Annotated in this window: 20 protein-coding genes; 10 read left to right on the top strand and 10 right to left on the bottom strand. The window is 29.1% G+C overall.

Annotated elements, in window-relative coordinates:
• Positions 1–3: 3 nt before the first annotated feature.
• From miaB to AC5YF9_RS07335, 3 genes are read right to left on the bottom strand one after another with little or no spacing between them, the layout of a single operon-like run.
• Positions 4–1,344, bottom strand: a complete 1,341-nt coding sequence (miaB, locus tag AC5YF9_RS07345; protein ID WP_415304017.1) for a tRNA (N6-isopentenyl adenosine(37)-C2)-methylthiotransferase MiaB — start codon at positions 1,342–1,344, stop codon at positions 4–6.
• Between the two features lie 4 nt (positions 1,345–1,348).
• A complete protein-coding gene (locus AC5YF9_RS07340) occupies positions 1,349–1,759 on the bottom strand; it encodes a Fur family transcriptional regulator (RefSeq protein ID WP_415304016.1) in 411 nt (136 codons plus the stop codon).
• An 8-nt stretch (positions 1,760–1,767) separates the two neighbouring features.
• Positions 1,768–2,154, bottom strand: a complete 387-nt coding sequence (locus tag AC5YF9_RS07335) for a peptidase M22 (protein WP_415304015.1) — start codon at positions 2,152–2,154, stop codon at positions 1,768–1,770.
• Between the two features lie 7 nt (positions 2,155–2,161).
• Between AC5YF9_RS07335 and AC5YF9_RS07330 the strand changes: the two genes are divergently transcribed.
• A complete protein-coding gene (locus AC5YF9_RS07330; protein ID WP_415304014.1) occupies positions 2,162–3,163 on the top strand; it encodes a polysaccharide deacetylase family protein in 1,002 nt (333 codons plus the stop codon).
• Here AC5YF9_RS07330 and AC5YF9_RS07325 read toward each other — a convergent pair.
• Genes AC5YF9_RS07325 through murJ form a run of 4 tightly spaced genes read right to left on the bottom strand, consistent with a single transcriptional unit; the run spans position 3,160 to position 7,401 of the window.
• A complete protein-coding gene (locus AC5YF9_RS07325; RefSeq protein WP_415304013.1) occupies positions 3,160–4,275 on the bottom strand; it encodes a glucosaminidase domain-containing protein in 1,116 nt (371 codons plus the stop codon). The genes AC5YF9_RS07330 and AC5YF9_RS07325 overlap by 4 nt on opposite strands.
• Before the next feature lie 2 nt (positions 4,276–4,277).
• A complete protein-coding gene (locus AC5YF9_RS07320) occupies positions 4,278–4,820 on the bottom strand; it encodes a NifU family protein (protein ID WP_415304012.1) in 543 nt (180 codons plus the stop codon).
• A gap of 51 nt (positions 4,821–4,871) precedes the next feature.
• Positions 4,872–5,873, bottom strand: coding sequence for a tryptophan--tRNA ligase (gene trpS / locus AC5YF9_RS07315; RefSeq protein ID WP_415304011.1), 1,002 nt, complete (start codon positions 5,871–5,873; stop codon positions 4,872–4,874).
• 1 nt (position 5,874) lies between these two features.
• Complete coding sequence (murJ, locus tag AC5YF9_RS07310; RefSeq protein ID WP_415304010.1) at positions 5,875–7,401, bottom strand: murein biosynthesis integral membrane protein MurJ; 1,527 nt, start codon at positions 7,399–7,401, stop codon at positions 5,875–5,877.
• A gap of 50 nt (positions 7,402–7,451) precedes the next feature.
• On the opposite strand from murJ, the gene AC5YF9_RS07305 reads away from it, so the two are divergent.
• Positions 7,452–9,740 carry an NADP-dependent malic enzyme gene (locus tag AC5YF9_RS07305; protein ID WP_496169894.1) on the top strand — a complete coding sequence of 763 codons (2,289 nt, stop codon included), beginning with the start codon at positions 7,452–7,454 and terminating at the stop codon, positions 9,738–9,740.
• On the opposite strand, the gene AC5YF9_RS07300 is transcribed toward AC5YF9_RS07305, so the two are convergent.
• Together AC5YF9_RS07300 and rsmI are read right to left on the bottom strand one after the other, a co-directional pair.
• Positions 9,737–10,330 carry a BON domain-containing protein gene (locus AC5YF9_RS07300; protein ID WP_415304009.1) on the bottom strand — a complete coding sequence of 198 codons (594 nt, stop codon included), beginning with the start codon at positions 10,328–10,330 and terminating at the stop codon, positions 9,737–9,739. The two genes, AC5YF9_RS07305 and AC5YF9_RS07300, sit on opposite strands and share 4 nt — an antisense overlap.
• Positions 10,320–11,183, bottom strand: a complete 864-nt coding sequence (gene rsmI, locus AC5YF9_RS07295) for a 16S rRNA (cytidine(1402)-2'-O)-methyltransferase (protein WP_415304008.1) — start codon at positions 11,181–11,183, stop codon at positions 10,320–10,322. Before rsmI ends, AC5YF9_RS07300 begins: the two co-directional genes overlap by 11 nt.
• Positions 11,184–11,215: 32 nt before the next feature.
• On the opposite strand from rsmI, the gene AC5YF9_RS07290 reads away from it, so the two are divergent.
• Positions 11,216–12,367: an ABC transporter substrate-binding protein gene (locus AC5YF9_RS07290; protein WP_415304007.1), complete on the top strand. Its 1,152-nt coding sequence runs from the start codon at positions 11,216–11,218 to the stop codon at positions 12,365–12,367.
• On the opposite strand, the gene rdgB is transcribed toward AC5YF9_RS07290, so the two are convergent.
• Entirely contained in the window at positions 12,351–12,953 is a 603-nt protein-coding gene (gene rdgB, locus AC5YF9_RS07285; RefSeq protein WP_415304006.1) for an RdgB/HAM1 family non-canonical purine NTP pyrophosphatase, read from the bottom strand. The two genes, AC5YF9_RS07290 and rdgB, sit on opposite strands and share 17 nt — an antisense overlap.
• Before the next feature lie 36 nt (positions 12,954–12,989).
• On the opposite strand from rdgB, the gene AC5YF9_RS07280 reads away from it, so the two are divergent.
• The 7 genes from AC5YF9_RS07280 to AC5YF9_RS07250 are packed head-to-tail and all read left to right on the top strand — an operon-like array spanning position 12,990 to position 19,814.
• Positions 12,990–13,625, top strand: a complete 636-nt coding sequence (locus tag AC5YF9_RS07280) for a nucleotide exchange factor GrpE (protein WP_415304005.1) — start codon at positions 12,990–12,992, stop codon at positions 13,623–13,625.
• 59 nt (positions 13,626–13,684) lie between these two features.
• Positions 13,685–15,658 (top strand): molecular chaperone DnaK, encoded by a 1,974-nt coding sequence (dnaK, locus tag AC5YF9_RS07275; protein WP_415304004.1) that lies wholly within the window; start codon positions 13,685–13,687, stop codon positions 15,656–15,658.
• Positions 15,659–15,690: 32 nt separating this feature from the next.
• Positions 15,691–16,812, top strand: a complete 1,122-nt coding sequence (gene dnaJ, locus AC5YF9_RS07270) for a molecular chaperone DnaJ (protein WP_415304003.1) — start codon at positions 15,691–15,693, stop codon at positions 16,810–16,812.
• A gap of 37 nt (positions 16,813–16,849) precedes the next feature.
• Positions 16,850–17,626, top strand: coding sequence for a 4-hydroxy-tetrahydrodipicolinate reductase (gene dapB / locus AC5YF9_RS07265; RefSeq protein ID WP_415304002.1), 777 nt, complete (start codon positions 16,850–16,852; stop codon positions 17,624–17,626).
• The gene (gene nth / locus AC5YF9_RS07260) at positions 17,626–18,279 is read left to right on the top strand and encodes an endonuclease III (protein WP_415304001.1); all 654 of its coding nucleotides are present in this window, start codon (positions 17,626–17,628) and stop codon (positions 18,277–18,279) included. Before dapB ends, nth begins: the two co-directional genes overlap by 1 nt.
• 1 nt (position 18,280) lies before the next feature.
• Entirely contained in the window at positions 18,281–19,207 is a 927-nt protein-coding gene (locus AC5YF9_RS07255; protein ID WP_415304000.1) for an adenosine kinase, read from the top strand.
• Position 19,208: 1 nt separating this feature from the next.
• The gene (locus tag AC5YF9_RS07250) at positions 19,209–19,814 is read left to right on the top strand and encodes a TIGR02466 family protein (RefSeq protein WP_415303999.1); all 606 of its coding nucleotides are present in this window, start codon (positions 19,209–19,211) and stop codon (positions 19,812–19,814) included.
• Positions 19,815–19,823 lie beyond the last annotated feature (9 nt).

Raw genomic sequence — 19,823 nt, 5'->3', positions numbered from 1 at the left:
CTTTTAGGCCACTTTCTGTTTATAATTTTCTTTTAACTTACCAAACAAACTATTTTGATTGCTACTGGTTATTTCTATCTGAACAACTCTTCCTATACAATTAGCGTTGCCATCAAAAATTACAGATGTCATATATTCTGTTCTCCCAAATAATTTAACTCCGTCTTTCATTTTATTTTCTACTAAAACATTAAGAATCTTGCCCTCTAAGGATTTGTTTTTGTTTATTTGATTTTCAAATAATTTTTTTTGAATTATTTCTAATCTTTCTTTTGATTTTTTTTTATTAACTAGCTCAAGATCAGCAGCAACAGTGCCTGGTCTTGGACTAAAAATAAAAGAATAAGAGTTGGTAAATTTTATTTTTTCAATTAACTCAATTGTATGTTTAAAATCATCATCACTTTCTTCTGGATATCCAATAATAAAATCACTCGAAAACTCTATATTAGAATTAATTTTTTTTAATTTTTCATAAATTATTAAATATTCTTCAATAGTATGCTTTCTATTCATAAGTTTTAAAATTTTGTTTGATCCACTCTGCACTGGTAGATGGACTAAAGGCATTAATTTAGTTGATTTTTTATAAAAATTTATTAAGTCGTCAGTCATATCTTTAGGGTGAGATGTGGTATATCTAATTCTCTCCAACTCTTTAAAGCTTTCTATTTCTAATAATAAATCAGATAATCTAAATTCTTTATTTTCATCTTTATAACTATATGCGTTAACATTTTGCCCCAAAAGAATAATTTCTTTAGCACCACCTTGGACTATCTCTTTAGCCTCTTTTATGATCTGATCAAATGGTCGAGAGTATTCTGGTCCTCGCGTATATGGAACAACACAAAAATGACAAAATTTATCACATCCTTCTTGGATTGTTAAAAAAGAAGATACCTTGCTATTTCTATTTTTAATTTTATTTAAATAATTAAATTTTGAAATTGTATCAAACTCTGTTTCTTCTTCTTTTTTCTTATTGTTAATATGCTTTTTTATAGTGTCGTTAATTTTATGGTATGACTGCGGTCCCATAACTATATCAATATATGGCTCCCTCTTTAGCATCTCCTGATTTTCTGCTTGCGCAACACATCCGGCTACAATCACAATAGGCTTCTTTTTAGATCTAAAAATTTTTTTTACTCTTCCAATTTCATGATAAACTTTTTCTTTTGCCTTATCTCTTATATGACATGTATTTAAAAGATAACAATTTGCATCCTCATAATTATCTGTTTTCTCAAAACCTATTTTTTTTACTGTATCAAATATACGATTAGAATCGTATTCATTCATTTGACAGCCAAAGGTTTTAATAAAAATTTTTTTTAACATTTAGTTAAGGTTTTTTTTTAACTCCATATAATTCTAATTTATGATCCACTAAACGATAACCATGCTTATCTGCAATTTTTTCTTGTAACTTTTCTATTTCCTCATCAACAAACTCTATGATCTCTCCCGACTTAACATCTATTAAATGGTCGTGATGACCTTCATTTAATTCTTCGTATCTTGCCTTTCCTCCTTTAAATTCATGCTTTGCTAAAATTCCAAATTCTTCAAATAATTTTACCGTTCTATAGACCGTTGCAATGCTAATTTTTAAGTCAATTTTTGAAACCCTATTATAAAGCTCGTCTACATCCGGATGATCATTGGACTCTGACATAATTTTAGCAATAATTTTTCTTTGCTCCGTGAGCTTAACTCCTTTTGCTAAACATTTTTGTTCAATATTTTCTGACATAGTTAATTTTAACTTAAATAAATAGGATTAATCAAATTCTTTTTGATTTTATATTGTTTACATAGTTGCGGCACATCTACATATTTAACAGTCTCAGATTCCCTAAAATCCTCAAAACTAAAGCAATAGTAGTCAATTTTTTTTGTTAAAAATAAAGCTTTAATCGTTGATAGTGAATTTCTAATCCCTGCAAAACTTCCTGGGCCTCTATTAACATAAATAGCATCTATATCACTTAAAGTACTTTTGTTATTTTCTAAAAATTCATTAATTAAAATCATCAATTTTTCAAAATTAATTTTACTATTTTCATGACTACAAGTATAAATATTTTTACTAACAATGAATGTTAAAAAAATTTTATCTTTAGCGGCATCTACTATTAAGTTATTCATTATAATATTGTTATTTAACTCTAACTCTAAAGCAGAAGAAAAGAATATCCAATATTATTCTGATGATAAGGGTATTCTTTCATTAATGTATCATAGGTTTGACGAGAATAAATACCCCTCAACCAATATACAAATGGATATTTTCAAGAAACAAATAAAAATAATCAAAAATTTAAAATATAATTTTTATAACCCTAAGAACCTAGAAAAAAATTTTCATATTACAAAAATGGAAAAGAAAATACTTATCACCATAGATGATGCGTTCTCTTCATTTTATGAGATTGCATGGCCTTATTTAAAAAAAGAAGAAATTCCATTTATTCTTTTTGTTTCAACCGAAGCTGTTGGGAAAAATGGATATATGACTTGGGATCAAATAGAAGAATTAGAGAAAGAAACCAATGTATATATAGGCAATCATTCTCATTCACATAAATATTTGGTAGATCTAAATAATGAAAACTTTATAGAAGATATTGATACCTCATCTTTAATTTTTAAAGAGAAGCTGGGATATAATCCTATTTTTTTTTCTTACCCATTTGGTGAATATAGTGCACTTATAAAAAAATATATTTCTAAAAATTTTAAGTTTTCTTTTGGTCAACACTCTGGTGTAATTGATATTAATAAAGATCGCCATGAACTACCAAGGTTTCCAATTAACGAAAAGTATGGTGATCTAAAAAGATTTGAATTTTTAATCAACCTTAATCCGTTACAATATAAATTTTTATATCCAGTAGATAAATATTTAACAAATAATAACAATCCTCCAAAATTTCTAGTAGAATTTTTTGATGAACAAAAAAATATAAATAATATTAATTGTTTTTCTGATGAAGGAAATAAATGGCAGAAATCTAATATTAATTTTAATCAAAATGTATTAAATTTAAATTTTAGAGAGAAATTTAATTTTAGAAGAGGAAGAATTAATTGTTCACTTAATGATGATGGAGTATGGAGATGGTTTGGAATCCAGTTCTCTGTTAGACAAAGTTAAATTAGACTCTCCAGATTGATACTTGAAGGTAATAACTTTGCATCATCAAAATCTGTTAAATTATTTTGTTTTATTATTTGCTGTAAAACTCTGACATATTCTTTCCCAGTTTCTGCATATTTATCTAAGTGTTCAGAAAGAATTATACTGTCTAGCTTTTTTTTCTCTTCTCTCAATTCAGCTCTGGCACCTCTAAAATTTTTATAAGAAGAGTGAGTATTCAAGTTTCTTTGATACGCTCTGACTGAAGCTTGCAATACTTTAAATTTCATTACTTTATGTGTGCTGTCATCATCGGCTTCTGAGGGTTTTATTCCCTCACCGGACCAGGTCCATTGCCCAAAAAGTGCATTACCTTCTTGTGCAAACCTTGATGTGCCCCAACCCGTTTCTTTTGCTGCTTGTGCAATAGCCATAGAGGCTGGAATTTCATCCATTCTAATTTTTAATGTTGATAAATCTTTATTTACTACTCCATATTGTTTGAATTTTGAATTTAGCCAAACTTTTTCAGCTTTAGTATTCTTGCTTTTATTTAAAATATCAAAAAGTTTTTTTCTATCCAATCTAATATTATTATTTTCTTTAATTACTAATGGTAAAATAATTTGAATAAAAAAGTCTTTTCTTTTTTTTGTATTTTCTATTTTTTTAATTTCATTTGGCAGTAGTGTTAGTGAAATTGGTTTAACTAATTTATTTTTTCTTACATCTTCCAAGCTATAATTAGTTGATTTAAATAACTCTTCAATTGTTGCTGCACTTAATCTTACTAAGTCAGTGGGTTTCTCATCAAATATTAATATATCTTCAAACAAAAAATTTTGATTTATGACTTTGTCTGATTCAATATCTTTTTTTTCTAATAATTTTTTTAAACTACTTTTTGAATTGTTCTCAAAATCTTTAGAAGCAATTGTCCTATTTTTTACAAAATCAACAACTATTGGACTAATAGAAAAAAAAGACATTATCAACAAACTAGCCAAAAAGGTTCTGGATATGTTTCCAATATTACTTTCTTTCTGATTATTTTTTTTTTTGCTTATTATAAAGTCTTTTTTGTTTAAATATTTTTTTATTTCAAAAAATGAAAAATTATTTCTTTTCATAATTATATTGCGACAACCTCTTTTACCTCAGGTAAATAATGGCACAAAAGATTTTGAACTCCCTGTTTAAGTGTCATAGTTGAACTTGGGCATCCAGAGCAACTTCCCTGTAATTCTACTTTAACAATTCCATCTTTAAATTCTTTAAATTTTATATCACCACCATCTTTAGCAACCGCTGGTCTAATTTTTGTCTCTAGAATACTTATAATTTTTTTTTCAATTTCATTGAAAAATTTTTCTTTTTCTTCAAATAATTCATTTGTAATAACAAATTCTTTTCCTGTTGCATAAAAGTCATTAATCAGAGAAATAACTATGTGTTTAATATCATCCCAAATTATATCTTCTTTTTTATTAATAGATAAAAAATCTGCACCTAAAAACACTCCTGTTACTCCATTGATAGATAAAAGATTTCTTACTAGTTCACTGTCTGTGTCTTCTTTTTTTGTTATTTCAAAAGAGCCACAGTTAGATACATTTTTTCCCGGTAAAAACTTAAGTGAATTTGGGTTTGGCGTTACTTCAGTTTGAACAAACATGGTTTATATATAAGGGTAAATTTTGAAATTTAAACTAATTAATATATTTAGTTAAAAACCTACCAATTCTTTAATTTCTTTGATTTTTTTTGAAGCAATTTTGTCTGCTTTATCAGATCCTTCTAATAAAATTGTATCTAAGTATTTTTCATCTTCTAATAGCTTTTTAATTTCTTTTGAAATTGGCTCAATTTTTTCTATTAAAACTTCTGATAATTTTTCTTTAAATTCAGAAAAATTTTTTCCATTAAATTCACTTATAGAACTTTCTAAATTCTGTTTTTTTAAACTTGAATAAATTCCCAGTAAATTTTCTGCTTCTGGTCTTTTAGCTAAGTCTTTGACATCTTCGGGTAATGTTAGTGGGTCTGTTTTCGCTTTTTTTATTTTATTCAAAACTTCTTCTTTATTATCCATAAGATTAATTCTACTTAAGTCTGAAGGGTCTGATTTGCTCATTTTTTTAAGTCCATCTTTAAGACTCATTATTCTAGAAAATTGTTTTTGTATCAAGGGCTCCGGCACTTTTAAAAAATCTACTGCATTAAAATCGTTATTAAATTTTTGTGCAATATCTCTACAGAGTTCTAAATGTTGCTTTTGATCATCTCCAACTGGAACATGGGTTGCGTCATAGAGTAAAATATCTGCGGCCATTAAAACTGGGTAGGAATAAAGACCAATACTGGCTTTTTCTTTATCTTTTCCGGCTTTTTCTTTAAATTGTGTCATCCTATTAAGCCAGCCTATTCTTGAAACACAACTTAAAATCCACGCTGCCTCTGAATGGGCTGAAACCATTGATTGATTGAAAATTATACTATTATTTGGATCAATCCCACATGCAATAAATGTAGCTGCAGTTTCTCTTATATTTTTTTTTAATTCTTTAGGGTCTTGTTTCACTGTTATAGCATGAAGATCTACAACACAAAAAATACATTGATTTTCTTTGTTGTGTTGTAGCTCTACAAAATTCTTAATTGCACCAAGATAATTTCCTAAATGAAGATTTCCTGTTGGTTGAACTCCTGAAAAAATTTTTTTACTCATATTAATAGTTTAAATTAATATCACTTCTTTTAAAAGCCTTGATTAAAATTGCAATCAAAAGATAAAATATTAATCCCAATATAACTGCTCCAACTAGATAAATAGCTTTGAAGCTTGCTTGATAGATGAGCTTGTCGTTAAAAAAATAAATCACATAATTAAAAAATACCCCCATTAAAACTGAGGATACTAAAATTTTAAAAAACCTATCTATAAAAACTAAATTAAAACTGAATAGATTTTTTGTTTTTAAAAAAATAAATAGTAAAACGGCATTAAACCAGGATGATATTGTGGTTGCTATTGGTATAATTAAGAACCCAATTTCCTTAAAAAAGATAACACTAATAAAAATATTCAACAAAACAGATATTAAGGAAATATAAAAAGGTATTTTTGTGTCATGACGTGCGAAAAAAAAAGCTGAAAAAACTTTAATAAGAGAAAATGCTGGTAATCCGATTGCAAAATAAAATAAAGCTTTTGCCGAGTTTTTAACACTTAATTCGTCATATGAACCATATCCGAATAAAGAAGAAATAATTTCTTCTGATGCAATAAGTAATGCCGTTGCTGCTGGAATACTTAAAAACAAGCTTAGCTCTAAAGCCTTGTTTTGAATCAAATTTATTTTTTCTTCCCCTTTATTTTTAACATATTTAGACAATTGGGGTAAAATAACGGTACCAATTGCAATCCCAGCAATAGCCAGGTTTATTTGATAAACTCTATCTGCATAATAAAGGTAGGAAACTGCACTGGCTTGAAACGATGCTATGATAGTTCCTATCAAAATATTTATTTGAGTAACACCAGAAGAAAAAATGCTAGGAAGCAATTTTCTAAAAAATATTTTAACTTTATTATCAATTTTAAATGACAAATTTATTTTAGGAGAAAAATATTTTTTTACAAAAAAATATAAAAAAATAAACTGCAAAACACCTGAGGCTGTCACTGCATAACATAGGTAATACACCAATTCATCATTTAAAACTGTTCCAAATAATAGCACTCCAATTAAAAGAATGTTTAAGATAATAGGTATCGCGGATGCTATAGCAAATTTATTGTGTGTGTTTAAAATTGCAGAAAAAAAAGATGCTAAGCTTATAAATAATAAAAAAGGAAAAGTAATTCTTGTCAGAGTTATAGCCAATTCCATTTTTTGTGAATCTCCCTCAAATCCTGGTGCTATCAAAAAGACAAATAATGGCATCATTACCTCAATGATAAGAACTAAAAAAAATAGCCCCATAATAAGTAAATTAAAAATATTACTTGCAAATTTTTGTGACTTTTTTTTATTATCTAAAAGTGATGAATAGCTAGGTACAAATGCAGCATTAAATGTTCCTTCTGAAAATAACCTTCTAAATGTGCTTGGGATTCTAAAAGCAACAAAGAAAGCATCCGCCAAAGGACCTGTACCAAGAAACACAGCTATCAATATGTCTCTTACATAGCCTAACAATCTACTTATTATTGTAAAAAAACTAAATGTGCCTGTTGACTTAATGAGGTTCATAAATCATATTAGCCATAAATTAGCTCCATTTGTATACCTAATTAACATAAATGAAAAAAACTAAAATAGATCATTATACTGATAAAGAAGCTTTGGAGTTCCACACCCAGAATAAACCTGGTAAAATTGAGATAAATTCTTCAAAACCAATGACAACTAAAAGAGATTTAGCATTAGCTTATTCTCCAGGTGTAGCTGTTCCTGTTCAGGCTATTTATAATAATCCAGAAACAGCCTACGATTACACCTCCAAAGGAAATCTAGTTGCAGTAATAAGTAATGGCTCTGCCATTTTAGGTATGGGCAACTTAGGTGCATTAGCTTCAAAACCTGTCATGGAAGGGAAGGCAGTTTTATTCAAAAGGTTTGCAGATATAGATTCTATAGATTTAGAAATTGATTCACAGGATGCAGACGAAATTATTAATAGTGTTAAAAATTTTGCATGTAGCTTTGGAGGGATTAACTTAGAAGATATAGCCGCTCCTGATTGTTTTATTATTGAGGAAAAATTAAAAGAAATTTTAGACATCCCAGTTTTTCACGATGATCAACATGGTACAGCAATAATAACCACTGCTGCATTACTTAATGCTTTAGATATAAGTGGAAAATCAATAAAAGATATTAAGGTTGTTGTTAATGGGGCTGGTGCTTCTGCAATAGCCTGTACAAACTTGTTTAAGAATAGTGGTGTACCCAATGGAAATGTAACCATGCTCGACCGTAAAGGAGTAATTTATAGGGGAAGAGCAGAAGGTATGGATCAATGGAAATCTGCTCATGCAATTGAAACAAAAAATAGAACTTTAGAAGAAGCCATCAAGGGAGCTGATGTATTTTTAGGTTTGTCTGCAAAAGGAGCTTTAAAAAAAGAACTGGTAAAAACTATGGCAAAAAACCCTATAATTTTTGCTTGCGCTAATCCAGATCCAGAAATAACTCCTGAAGAAATAATGGAAGTTAGAGATGACGCTATTATAGCAACTGGAAGATCTGATTACCCCAATCAAGTAAACAACTTAATTGGTTTTCCGTACATCTTCAGAGGAGCTTTAGATGTAAGAGCCACTACAATTAATGAAGAAATGAAAGTAGCTGCTGCTAATGCAATAGCAAAATTAGCGAGAGAAGATGTTCCTGATGAAGTTGCTGCTGCAATGGGTGGTGATCGTCCTAAATATGGCAAAGATTATATAATTCCATCCACTTTTGATCCAAGATTAATTAGTGTAATTCCTGCCGCCGTTGCAAAAGCTGCAATGGATAGTGGTGTTGCAAAAAAAAGTATAAAAGATTTTGAAGTTTATAAAGATCAGCTTAAACAAAGACTAGATCCTTCAGTTACCATAATGCAAGGTATTAATTCTCATATTAAAAAAAATCAAAAGAAAATTGTCTTTGCAGATGGAGAAGATGAAAATACTCTTAAAGCTGCAATTGCATTTAAAAACTCTAGGCTAGGTATTCCAATTTTAGTTGGTAAAAAAGAAAAGATTAGAGAAAGAATAAAAGAAATTGGTTATAATGAAGATTTTGATATCGAAATAATAAATTCTCAAGACTCTGAAAAAAGAGAAAAGTACGTTAATTTTCTGTTTAAAAAGATGCAAAGAGAGCAAGGACTTTTAGAAAGAGACTGCGATAGACTAGTTAGAAATGATAGGGTTGTATGGGCGTCTTGCATGGTTGCTTGCGGTGATGCAGATGGTGCCGTTACTGGGAATACCAGAAGATTTGGTGCATCTTTAGATAAAGTTACACAAGTAATAGATGCAAGACCAGGGGAGATCATGTTTGGCTTAAATATGGTTGTTGCAAAAGGAAAAACTATTTTTGTAGGTGATACTAGTGTTAACGAATACCCAAGTTCAGAAGAGCTTGCAGAAATTGCCATATCAGCCGCAAGAGTGGTTAAACTATTTGGCTTTGTTCCAAAAGTTGCTTTTGTTTCTCATTCAACTTTTGGCCAACCTCTTACAAGTAGAACTAAACATATAAAAAAAGCAGTTGAAATTTTAAAAAATAAAAATGTAGATTTTGATTTTGATGGAGATATGCAACCAGATGTTGCTCTCAATGTGGAATATAAAGAACTTTATCCCTTTTCAAGTATTGTTGGAAATGCAAATATTTTAATAATGCCTGGACAACACAGTGCAGCTATTTCATATAAAATGATGAAAAGCTTAGGTGATACAAAGGTGATTGGACCCCTCTTAATTGGTTTGGGTCAGCCGATTGAAATAGCACCTTTAAGATCTTCTTCATCAGAGATAATAAATTTAGCCTCTGTTGCTGCCTACTCTGCTGACGTGATTGATTATAAAAAGAATTAATTCTTTTGAATTCTTAAGTCTTCAACCAAAACTATACTGGCTATGACATCCTCAACATCAAGTATCTCTTTCGCTTCAGTTATTACTTCTTTTCTTTCATCTTCTGTTAGAGAAATTCCATAAATAAATATTTTTTTCTTATACGTATCTATTTGATAATTTGTTGCTTTAATTTTTTTATTAAATATTAAGGCAGTACGTAATTGAGAGGTTATTAGTAAATCTTTTGCTGACTGTTTAAAATTAAAATCTTCTTTTAATTTAATATCATTTTTAACAGATCGAACTCCTTTAGTTTCCCATGCTAATTTAGTGATTTGAAGTTTTTCCTCTGGATCATTAACTTTTCCTGTTAAAAAAATCCTACCATCTAAAACTTTTGTACTTAAAGATAGCAGGTAGTTCTTATCTCTTAGTGCCAATCTTGCTGTCAAGTTTTTTTGCATCACGGAATCGTCGATCTGAGTACCTAAAGATCTTGGGTCAAAAGCAATGCTGACACCTGTTCCAAAAATACCTTTTGAGCTTATTCCAACACATCCTGTGAAGATTAAAAAAATTAAACTTATTAAAAAAATTCTACTTTTCATTTTTTAGTTTTAAACAATAATTATAAATTTCTTTTTTTGGCACATTGGTATTTTGACTGATTAAATCAGTAATATCTTTAATGCTTAATTTTTTAATCATTTTTTGAATGTTTTTTTTATCAGATTCTCTTAAAATTATCGAAGAGTTTTTTTCCTTAAGCTTTTCAGAAATAACAATTGTTAACTCTCCTTTTGGATCAGATTTAAAAGGCTCTAAGTCATTGATATCTGATCTAATGTATTCTTCGTAAAATTTTGTCATTTCTCTGCATATTAAAATTTTTCTACCTGAAAAATAATGCTTAATATCTTTTACAGATTTATTAAATTTTCGCGGAGAGATGAAAAAAACAATACAACTATTTAAGTTTGTCAGTTTTTCAAAGTCTTCTTTTAACTTGTTATTTTTTTCAGGAAAAAATCCATAGAAAAAATATTTTTCATTAAAGCCACTAATGGATACAGCGGTCGAAACTGCTGATGCTCCAGATATTGGAAAAACTTCAATGCTATTCGCAACACACTCATTAATCAATATTGCTCCAGGGTCAGAAACTGAAGGAGTTCCAGCATCAGAAATTAGTGACATAACACAATCTGATTTTAAAATATTTATTATTTTTGATAGATTTTTTTTTTCATTAAATTTATGATTTGAAATTAGCTTTGATTTAATTTCATACCTGTCTAATAAATTTTTTGAAGTCCGGGTATCTTCACATAGTATATAATCTGATTTTTTTAAGACATCTAAGGCTCTTAAAGTAATATCACTTAGATTTCCAATTGGAGTGGCAACAATATAAAGGCCACTTTTCACTTTATTATTTTTATTTTCAGTGTGTAGAATCATCAGAATATAACCGATATAATAATAACATTAAAATGAAGAAAATTATTAAAATTATATTACTTTTAATTTTAACTTTTTCAATATCGATGGGAAAAACCATTGCTAATGAAAAAATTAAGATTGGCTTGCTTATTCCATTAACAGGTAAAAATTCTGAGATTGGTCAATCTATAATTAAGTCTACAAGGCTAGCTATTAATAAAATAAATAACCCATCAATTGAAATTATTCCTAAAGACACTAAATCTAATCCCAAAAGCACCTTAAAAGCAGCAAAAGAATTAGCTAAATTAGATATAAAAATAATTATTGGCCCAGTTTTTAATGAAAATTTAACTTATCTTGATGAATTAACTGGGGTTACTTTTTTATCACTAACAAACAAAAATAATAATTTTTCAAAGAATATTATTAATGCTGGCATCAATGCTACCTCACAATTAAAAACTATTAAGAAATTTCTAGAGTTAAATGAAATAAAAAAAACAATTTTTTTAACTCCAGATGTAAATTATAAAAATGAAATCGAAAAAGCTATATTAAATTCTAAAATTAAAATATTAGAAAATTATATTTATGACACTAATCCAACTAAACTTACTCAACAAATTGAGAAAATTACACGCTACGATATAAGAAAGCAGAACCTTGAAGATGAAATATTTAGGTTAGAAAAATCAAATCAAAAGAGCAAAGAAAAATTAATTGAAAGATTAAAAAAAAGAGACACTCTTGGTGGTGTAAAATTTGACTCTATAATAATTGCAGATTTTAATGAAAGTTTAAAAAGTGTTACAACCTCTTTATTATATACTGATATATTACCTAAAAAAAAATATTTTATAACTCTTAATCAATGGTTTGATAGCTCTCTACTAGAAGAAGCTAGTGCACAGCCGCTTTATTTTCCTTCTATAAATAAAAGTAATTATGAAGATTTTTCAGCAGAATATTTTGAAAAATTTAATCAATATCCAAATCAATTATCTTTCTTGAGTTTTGATTTAGTTGGACTAGTTTATTATTTAATAATTCAAAATAATTCTATTGTTGATGAAAAGATTTTTACAAAAAAAAATTTATTTAAAGGAAAAGTTGGAATTTTTGAAATAAAAAATAATAAAATTAACCATATTCTTAATTTTTATAAAGTTGAAAATGGTGCGTTTAAAAAAATTTTTTAATTTTTTTAAACGCTTTATACCGATGATCTATCTTATATTTTTCCGAAGGTTTCATTTCTCCAAAAGTAATTTTTTTTCCTTTAGGTATAAAAATTGGATCATAACCAAATCCATTTTTTCCTTTCATATAAGGTGAAATATGTCCTTCGATTATTCCAACTGAACTTATAGTTTTTTGGCCAGATCCATAAATAGTTAGAGCACAAATAAATCTAGCTTTAATTTTTTTGTTTTTCCAATTTTTGTTTTTTCTATCTAGTTCTTTAAAAACTCTCCTCATTGCTTTAGTAAAATCACCTTTTTTTCCACCCCATCTGGCCGAGTATATGCCAGGATTTCCATCTAAAGCATTAACCTCCAGCCCTGAATCATCTGATAAACAAATCAATTTAGATTTTTTAGAGAAATATCTAGCTTTAATTAAAGAATTTTCCTCAAAAGTTTTTCCATTTTCAAGGGGACTTTTAATTTTAAAATCCGATGTAGAGTAAATTTTCAGGTTTTTAGGCAATAAATCTTTAATTTCCTTCAATTTTCCAGGATTATTTGTGCCTACTAATATTTTTGTAATTTTTTTCTTTAACATCTAGCAATTATCAAATTTCATACCATATAAGTCTCAATGGAAAAAGATCAAAACACTAATCCTGAGACTCAAAATAATGATGCTGAAGAAATTAAAGCAGATGAATTAGATAATAATCCTCAATCTGATGCTTCGGAAAGCAACGAACTACCAAAAGAGATTGCTCCCGAGGAAAAAATTTTAGAACTAGAAGACAAATTAGCTAGAGCTTTTGCTGAAATGGAAAACCAGAGAAGAAGGTTTGAAAAAGAAAGAGAGGATGCTTTTAATTATGGAGGTTTTACTTTTGCAAAAGAAACCTTAAATTTAATAGATAATTTGGAAAGATCAAAACAGATATTGGAAAATGATGAGGCCTTAAAAAACTCAGAGGCTTTAAAAAAAACTTTAGAACATTTTGATATTATAAATAAAGATATGGTTTCTATTTTATCAAAAAATGGGATTACTCCTTTGGATTCAATTGGTAAAAAACTTGATCCAAATTTTCATCAAGCAATGATGGAGATTAATGATGATCAAAAAGAACCTGGCACAATTATTCAAGAAATTCAAAAAGGCTTCATGATGAAAGATAGATTACTTAGACCTTCTCTAGTGAGTGTTTCAAAAAAAACTGAAAATAAAGAAGAAAAAAGTAAGGAAAATAAAGAAAATTCAGACAATTTATAATGTTTGTCAGAACTTGTAGATTAAAAATTAACACTTATATGAAGGGTAGGATTTAAATTATGAGCAAAATTATAGGAATAGATTTAGGAACAACAAATTCATGTGTATCTATCATGGAGGGTAGTCAGCCCAAAGTTTTAGAAAATGCAGAAGGTGCAAGAACAACTCCTTCAGTTGTTGCTTTTACTGATGATGGAGAAAAACTTGTCGGACAACCTGCAAAGAGACAAGCAGTAACTAATCCTGAAAATACTATATTTGCTGTAAAAAGATTAATTGGAAGAAATTTTGAAGACCCGACTGTAAAAAAAGATATTGCAGCAGCTCCTTTTAAAATAGTTAATTCAGAAAAAGGTGATGCTTGGATTGAAGCAAAAGGTGAAAAATATTCCCCTTCACAAATATCAGCATTTATTCTGATAAAAATGAAAGAAACAGCTGAAAAATATTTAGGACAAGAAGTAACTAAAGCAGTAATAACTGTTCCTGCTTATTTTAATGACGCTCAAAGACAAGCAACAAAAGATGCGGGTAAAATTGCAGGATTAGAAGTTTTAAGAATTATAAACGAACCTACTGCAGCTTCTCTAGCATATGGTTTGGATAAGAAGAAAGAAAATAAAAAAATTGCCGTATACGATTTAGGTGGTGGAACTTTTGATGTATCCATTCTTGAATTGGGCGATGGTGTATTTGAAGTCAAATCGACTAATGGTGATACATTTTTAGGCGGTGAGGATTTTGACAATACAATTGTTGATTATTTAATTGGAGAATTTAAAAAAGATAATGGTATAGATTTAAGAACTGACAAGTTAGCTCTTCAAAGATTAAAGGAAGCTGCTGAAAAAGCAAAAATTGAACTTTCTTCTGCTGAACAAACAGATGTTAATTTACCATTTATAACTGCAGATAAAACAGGTCCAAAACATATTAATCTAAAAATGACTAGAGCAAAATTAGAAGCTTTGGTTGAAGACTTAATTTCAAGAACGTTACCACCTTGTAAAACTGCACTTAAGGATGCAGGCCTTAATGCAAATGAAATTGATGAAGTTGTAATGGTTGGTGGTATGACGAGAATGCCAAGAGTTTTAGCAGAAGTTAAAAACTTTTTTGGGAAGGAGCCTAATAAAAGTGTAAACCCAGATGAAGTTGTTGCAATGGGTGCTGCAATTCAAGCTGGTGTACTTCAAGGAGATGTTAAAGATGTTTTGCTTTTAGATGTAACACCTCTATCACTTGGAATTGAAACGCTTGGTGGAGTTTCAACAAAATTAATTGAAAAAAATACAACAATTCCTACAAAAAAAAGCCAAGTTTTTTCTACAGCAGATGATAATCAGCCTGCTGTATCAATAAGAGTTTTACAAGGTGAAAGAGAAATGGCATCTGATAATAAAATGTTAGGAAATTTTGAACTAGTAGGTATTGCACCAGCTGCAAGAGGAATACCTCAAATCGAAGTAACCTTTGATATTGATGCAAATGGAATTGTTAGTGTTTCTGCAAAAGATAAAGGAACTGGAAAAGAACAAAAAATCCAAATCCAAGCTTCAGGCGGTTTAAGTGACGAAGAAATTGAAAAAATGGTTAAAGATGCAGAAGCAAACAAAGATGAGGATAAAAAGAAAAGAGAGTCAGTAGATGCAAGAAATCAAGCAGATACTTTAATTCATTCAACTGAAAAAAATCTAAAAGAACATGGTGCTAAAGTTTCAGATGCAGACAAAAAAGCAATAGAAGAAGCCTCATCTGCTTTAAAGGAAGTAATTAAAGGGACTGATATTGAGGATATTAAGAAAAAAACAGAAACTTTGGTTCAAGCTTCTATGAAATTAGGTGAAGCTATTTATAAATCTCAAGAAAAGAAACCAGATTCATCTAAAGATGCTGATAAAAATGGTGAAGGAAAAAAAGACGACAATGTAGTTGATGCGGACTTTGAGGAAGTAAAAGAAGAAGAGATACAAGAGGATAAAGAAGAAGAAGTAAAAGAGGATAAAAAAGAAGATAAAGAAAAAAGCGCTTAAGACTTAAAACAACTATCATCTTAGAGTAACTTATGGCTAAAAGAGATTTTTATGACGTTTTAGGTGTTAGTAAAAGTGCAAGTGCTGAAGAATTAAAATCAGCATATAGAAAGTTAGCAGTAAAACACCATCCCGATAAAAACCCTGGTGATAAAGCTTCTGAAGATAAATTCAAAGAAGCAGGTGAGGCATACGGTATTCTTTCTGATGCAGAGAAAAAACAAAACTATGATAATTTCGGCCATGCTGCCTTTGAAGGTGGTGGAGGTGGAAGACAAAGTGGCGGTTTTGGAGGAGCTGATTTTTCAGATATTTTTGAAGATTTTTTTGGTGATTTTGGTGGTGGCGGAAGATCAAGAGGAAGGAGCACAAATAACAGGGGCTCTGACTTAAGATATGATTTATCCATTACTCTAGAAGAGGCATATGAAGGAAAAAAACAAGATATAAAATTTTCAACAACAGAAAAATGTAACACCTGCAAAGGAAATGGCTCAAAGCCCGGTCACTCTCCAGGTAGATGTACAGTTTGTGGTGGAAATGGCAAAGTAAGGTCTAATCAGGGGTTTTTTACCGTTCAACAAACATGTCCTCAATGTCAGGGAACTGGGGAAGAAATTACCAATCCATGTACTGACTGTAGTGGTCAGGGTAATAAACAAGCATCAAAAAAGATATCTGTAACCATACCCAAAGGTGTTGATGACGGAACACGAATAAGGTTAGCGGGTAAAGGTGAGGCTGGTACCAAAGGTGGAGCTAGTGGAGATTTGTATTTATTCATTAACGTTCACTCTCATGATCTTTTTAAAAGATCAGACGAAAATTTATTTTTTGAATTCCCAATTTCTATAGCTGATGCAGCGCTTGGCACTACAATTGAGATACCAACAATTGACGGTGGAAGAGCAAAAATTAAAATACCAGATGGAACTCAGAATGGAAAACAATTTAGACTAAAAGGTAAAGGAATGCCTTATATACGTGGCAGTGGAAATGGTGACCTTTATGTTCAGGTAAATACAGAAGTTCCTATTTCATTGAATAAAGAACAAAAAGAACTGCTTGAAAAATTTAGAGAAATTGAGAATGAAAAATCAAACCCAAGTATTAAAAAATTCTTCCAAAAAGCTAAAAATTTTTGGAAAAACTAAAAGACTAATTAACCAAAAAAGGTTAATATTTTCATAGATGAAAAAAATTAATTTAGCAATTTCTGGTTGTCTTGGAAGAATGGGTCAACAGCTTATTAAATCTTCTAAATCTAATAAAAACTTTAAATTAGTAACTCTTACAGAAAATAAACCTGTTATTAAAAAAATAGTAGGCATTAAACTTGATTTAAATACAGAACAAGCTTTTAAAAAAACTGATGTAATAGTTGATTTTACAGTCCCCAAATGCACTCTGGATATTCTCAAAATTGCATCAAAACTTAAAAAAAGAGTGGTTATTGGAACGACTGGCTTTACTCAAAAAGAAGAAGGTTTAATTAAAAAATATTCAAAAAAAATTCCCATACTAAAAGCTGGTAATATGAGCCTAGGTGTTAATTTATTGATGTATTTAACTGAAATAACATCGAAATCTTTAAATGACGAATATTTAAGCAAAGTATTTGAAGTTCATCATAAGCATAAAAAAGATTACCCTTCAGGAACGGCTTTAATGCTTGGAAAAGGTATTGCTAATGGAAAAAATAAAAACTTTTATAATTTGATTGGAAATAAATTTTTAAATAAAAAATCTTTTCCATATGGAGAAAAAATTAATTTTAATTCAATTAGAAAAGGTGAGATTATTGGAGAACATGAAGTGGCGTTCTCTAGCGGTAAAGAAATAATAAAATTAAATCATGAGGCATTTGATAGGGCTCTTTATTCAGATGGTGCTTTAACTGCTGCAAAATGGCTTATTAATAAAAAACCTGGACTTTATTCAATGAGAGATTTATTGAATTTTAAATAATGAATGAAAAAGAAAAAGCAAAAAAAATACTTAAGATTTTAAATAAAATTTATCCAAAAACCCCTATTCCTCTAAATTATAAAAACAAATTCACTCTTTTAATGTCTGTTCTTTTATCAGCGCAGTGTACTGATCTGAATGTTAATAATGTAACCAAGAATATATATCCAAAATATTATAAACCTGAGCACTTTGTAAAATTGGGTAGAAAAAAAATTGAAAAATTAATAAAAAGCATAGGCATATTTAGAATTAAATCAAAAAGCATTTATTTAATGTCAAAACAGCTATTAGAAAATCATGGTGGCAAGGTACCTAAGAGCTTTGAGGATCTCGAAAGACTACCTGGTGTGGGCCATAAAACAGCAAGTGTGGTCATGTCTCAAGGCTTTGGTGTGCCAGCCTTCGCAGTTGATACTCATATCCATAGGTTGGCCCAAAGATGGGGCATAACAAATGGCAAAAGTGTTACTCAAACTGAACAAGATTTAAAAAGATTATTTCCTAAAAAAACATGGAGTAAGTTACACTTGCAAATAATTTATTATGGAAGAGAGTTTTGTAAAGCAAGAGAGTGTTATGGTTTGACTTGTAAAATTTGTACTACTTGTTATCCTAAAAGAAAAAATCCAGTTAAAATAAAAAAAGCATAATATGAAAATACTAGGGATTGGAAATGCAATTGTAGATGTTATATGCAAAGTAAATGAGCAATATTTAATAGATAATGAATTAACCAAAAGTACCATGAGGCTAGTTAATAAAAATGAATTTCAAAAACTTTTATCAACACTAAGAATTGAAGAAACAGTTTCAGGGGGATCTGTGGCAAACTCTATTGTTGGGTTATCACAATTAGGAAATGAAGTTGGCTTTATTGGTAAGGTTAATGATGATAATTTAGGTAAGAAATATGAGGATGGATTAAAAAAAGAAAATGTTAGTTATTTTTATTCTAAAAAGAAGGAAATCTTACCCACAGGAACTTGTTTAATATTAATTACACCTGATTCCGAAAGAACAATGTGTACTTTTCTTGGAACATCAGGAAAAATTAATGAGAACGATGTCAATATAAAAACAATTAAAGATAGTGAAATGATTTTTCTAGAAGGCTATTTGTGGGATGAGGGAAATCCAAAAAAAGCTTTCGATAAAGCAATACTAAATGCCAGTAAAGTTTCTATGTCTTTATCTGATTCATTTTGTGTTGATCGACATAAACAAGACTTTTTAGACTTAGTAAAAAATAAATTAGATATTGTTTTTGCAAATGAACAAGAGTTTAGCTCTTTAATTGATGCAAAAAATTTTACTGAGGTAATATCGTTTGCAAAAAGCCTCAATAAGGTAATAGTTATTACACGAGGAGAAAAGGGAGCAATAACAATAAAGAATAATTTAGTTTTTGAAAATTCAATTAATTTAAATCTGAAAATAGTAGATTTAACTGGCGCAGGAGATCTTTTTGCATCGGGTTTTTTGCACGGCTATATCAATGATTTTTCAATTGAAAAATGCTTACAAGAAGGTACGAATATGTCCTCTAAAGTAATTCAAATTTTAGGGGCAAGACTTTAAGATGACAAGACAGAAAACTCACAAAATATTTCCTGTGCCAGTTTTTGAATATAAAGTAGAAAATTATAATGAGTTTAATGTTGAACTTGAAAAATATATTTATAATTTAAAAAAAAAAGATGAAAAGGGATTAACAGCTTCTAATGTTGGGGGATGGCACTCTCCATTTTTTAATATTGCTGAGAGTGATTTACTAAAAAAATTTTTAAATACTATTCATAAATATTTATTTGAAATTATTACAAATGATTTTGGTTTGAAATATAAAATTGAAAAAACTAAAATTGATGGAATGTGGTCAATAATAAATCCCAAAAATACATTTAATATAAGACATAATCATGCAAATTCCTTTTTAAGCGCAGCTTATTACGTTAAAGCAAAAAAAGACTCGGGTAAAATAAAGTTTTTTGATCCAAAAGAACAAAGAGTCGTAAATGCTCCATTTGTAGAAAAAGTTACCGACCTATCTGCTGTAGCTTTAAATTTTGAACCAGAAGAGGGAAAATTGTTGATCTTTCCATCATACTTACATCATGCAGTTAGTAAAAATTTATCTCATGAGGATAGAATTGTTATTAGTTTCAATATCAATATAGACAAATAAAACTGAGAC

It is taken from the genome of Candidatus Pelagibacter sp. uisw_098, assembly GCF_059512505.1.
Note: the sequence above shows the minus strand (reverse complement) of the source record. Positions and strands in the feature narration are given on the sequence as shown.

Bases quoted from the DNA above. Each gene is read 5' to 3' on its own strand.
- miaB (WP_415304017.1), bottom strand. From the start codon at position 1,344: ATGTTAAAAAAAATTTTTATTAAAACCTTTGGCTGTCAAATGAATGAA.
- AC5YF9_RS07340 (WP_415304016.1), bottom strand. From the start codon at position 1,759: ATGTCAGAAAATATTGAACAAAAATGTTTAGCAAAAGGAGTTAAGCTC.
- AC5YF9_RS07335 (WP_415304015.1), bottom strand. From the start codon at position 2,154: ATGAATAACTTAATAGTAGATGCCGCTAAAGATAAAATTTTTTTAACA.
- AC5YF9_RS07325 (WP_415304013.1), bottom strand. From the start codon at position 4,275: ATGAAAAGAAATAATTTTTCATTTTTTGAAATAAAAAAATATTTAAAC.
- AC5YF9_RS07320 (WP_415304012.1), bottom strand. From the start codon at position 4,820: ATGTTTGTTCAAACTGAAGTAACGCCAAACCCAAATTCACTTAAGTTT.
- trpS (WP_415304011.1), bottom strand. From the start codon at position 5,873: ATGAGTAAAAAAATTTTTTCAGGAGTTCAACCAACAGGAAATCTTCAT.
- murJ (WP_415304010.1), bottom strand. From the start codon at position 7,401: ATGAACCTCATTAAGTCAACAGGCACATTTAGTTTTTTTACAATAATA.
- AC5YF9_RS07305 (WP_496169894.1), top strand. From the start codon at position 7,452: ATGAAAAAAACTAAAATAGATCATTATACTGATAAAGAAGCTTTGGAG.
- AC5YF9_RS07300 (WP_415304009.1), bottom strand. From the start codon at position 10,330: ATGAAAAGTAGAATTTTTTTAATAAGTTTAATTTTTTTAATCTTCACA.
- rsmI (WP_415304008.1), bottom strand. From the start codon at position 11,183: ATGATTCTACACACTGAAAATAAAAATAATAAAGTGAAAAGTGGCCTT.
- AC5YF9_RS07290 (WP_415304007.1), top strand. From the start codon at position 11,216: ATGAAGAAAATTATTAAAATTATATTACTTTTAATTTTAACTTTTTCA.
- rdgB (WP_415304006.1), bottom strand. From the start codon at position 12,953: ATGTTAAAGAAAAAAATTACAAAAATATTAGTAGGCACAAATAATCCT.
- AC5YF9_RS07280 (WP_415304005.1), top strand. From the start codon at position 12,990: ATGGAAAAAGATCAAAACACTAATCCTGAGACTCAAAATAATGATGCT.
- dnaK (WP_415304004.1), top strand. From the start codon at position 13,685: ATGAGCAAAATTATAGGAATAGATTTAGGAACAACAAATTCATGTGTA.
- dnaJ (WP_415304003.1), top strand. From the start codon at position 15,691: ATGGCTAAAAGAGATTTTTATGACGTTTTAGGTGTTAGTAAAAGTGCA.
- dapB (WP_415304002.1), top strand. From the start codon at position 16,850: ATGAAAAAAATTAATTTAGCAATTTCTGGTTGTCTTGGAAGAATGGGT.
- nth (WP_415304001.1), top strand. From the start codon at position 17,626: ATGAATGAAAAAGAAAAAGCAAAAAAAATACTTAAGATTTTAAATAAA.
- AC5YF9_RS07255 (WP_415304000.1), top strand. From the start codon at position 18,281: ATGAAAATACTAGGGATTGGAAATGCAATTGTAGATGTTATATGCAAA.
- AC5YF9_RS07250 (WP_415303999.1), top strand. From the start codon at position 19,209: ATGACAAGACAGAAAACTCACAAAATATTTCCTGTGCCAGTTTTTGAA.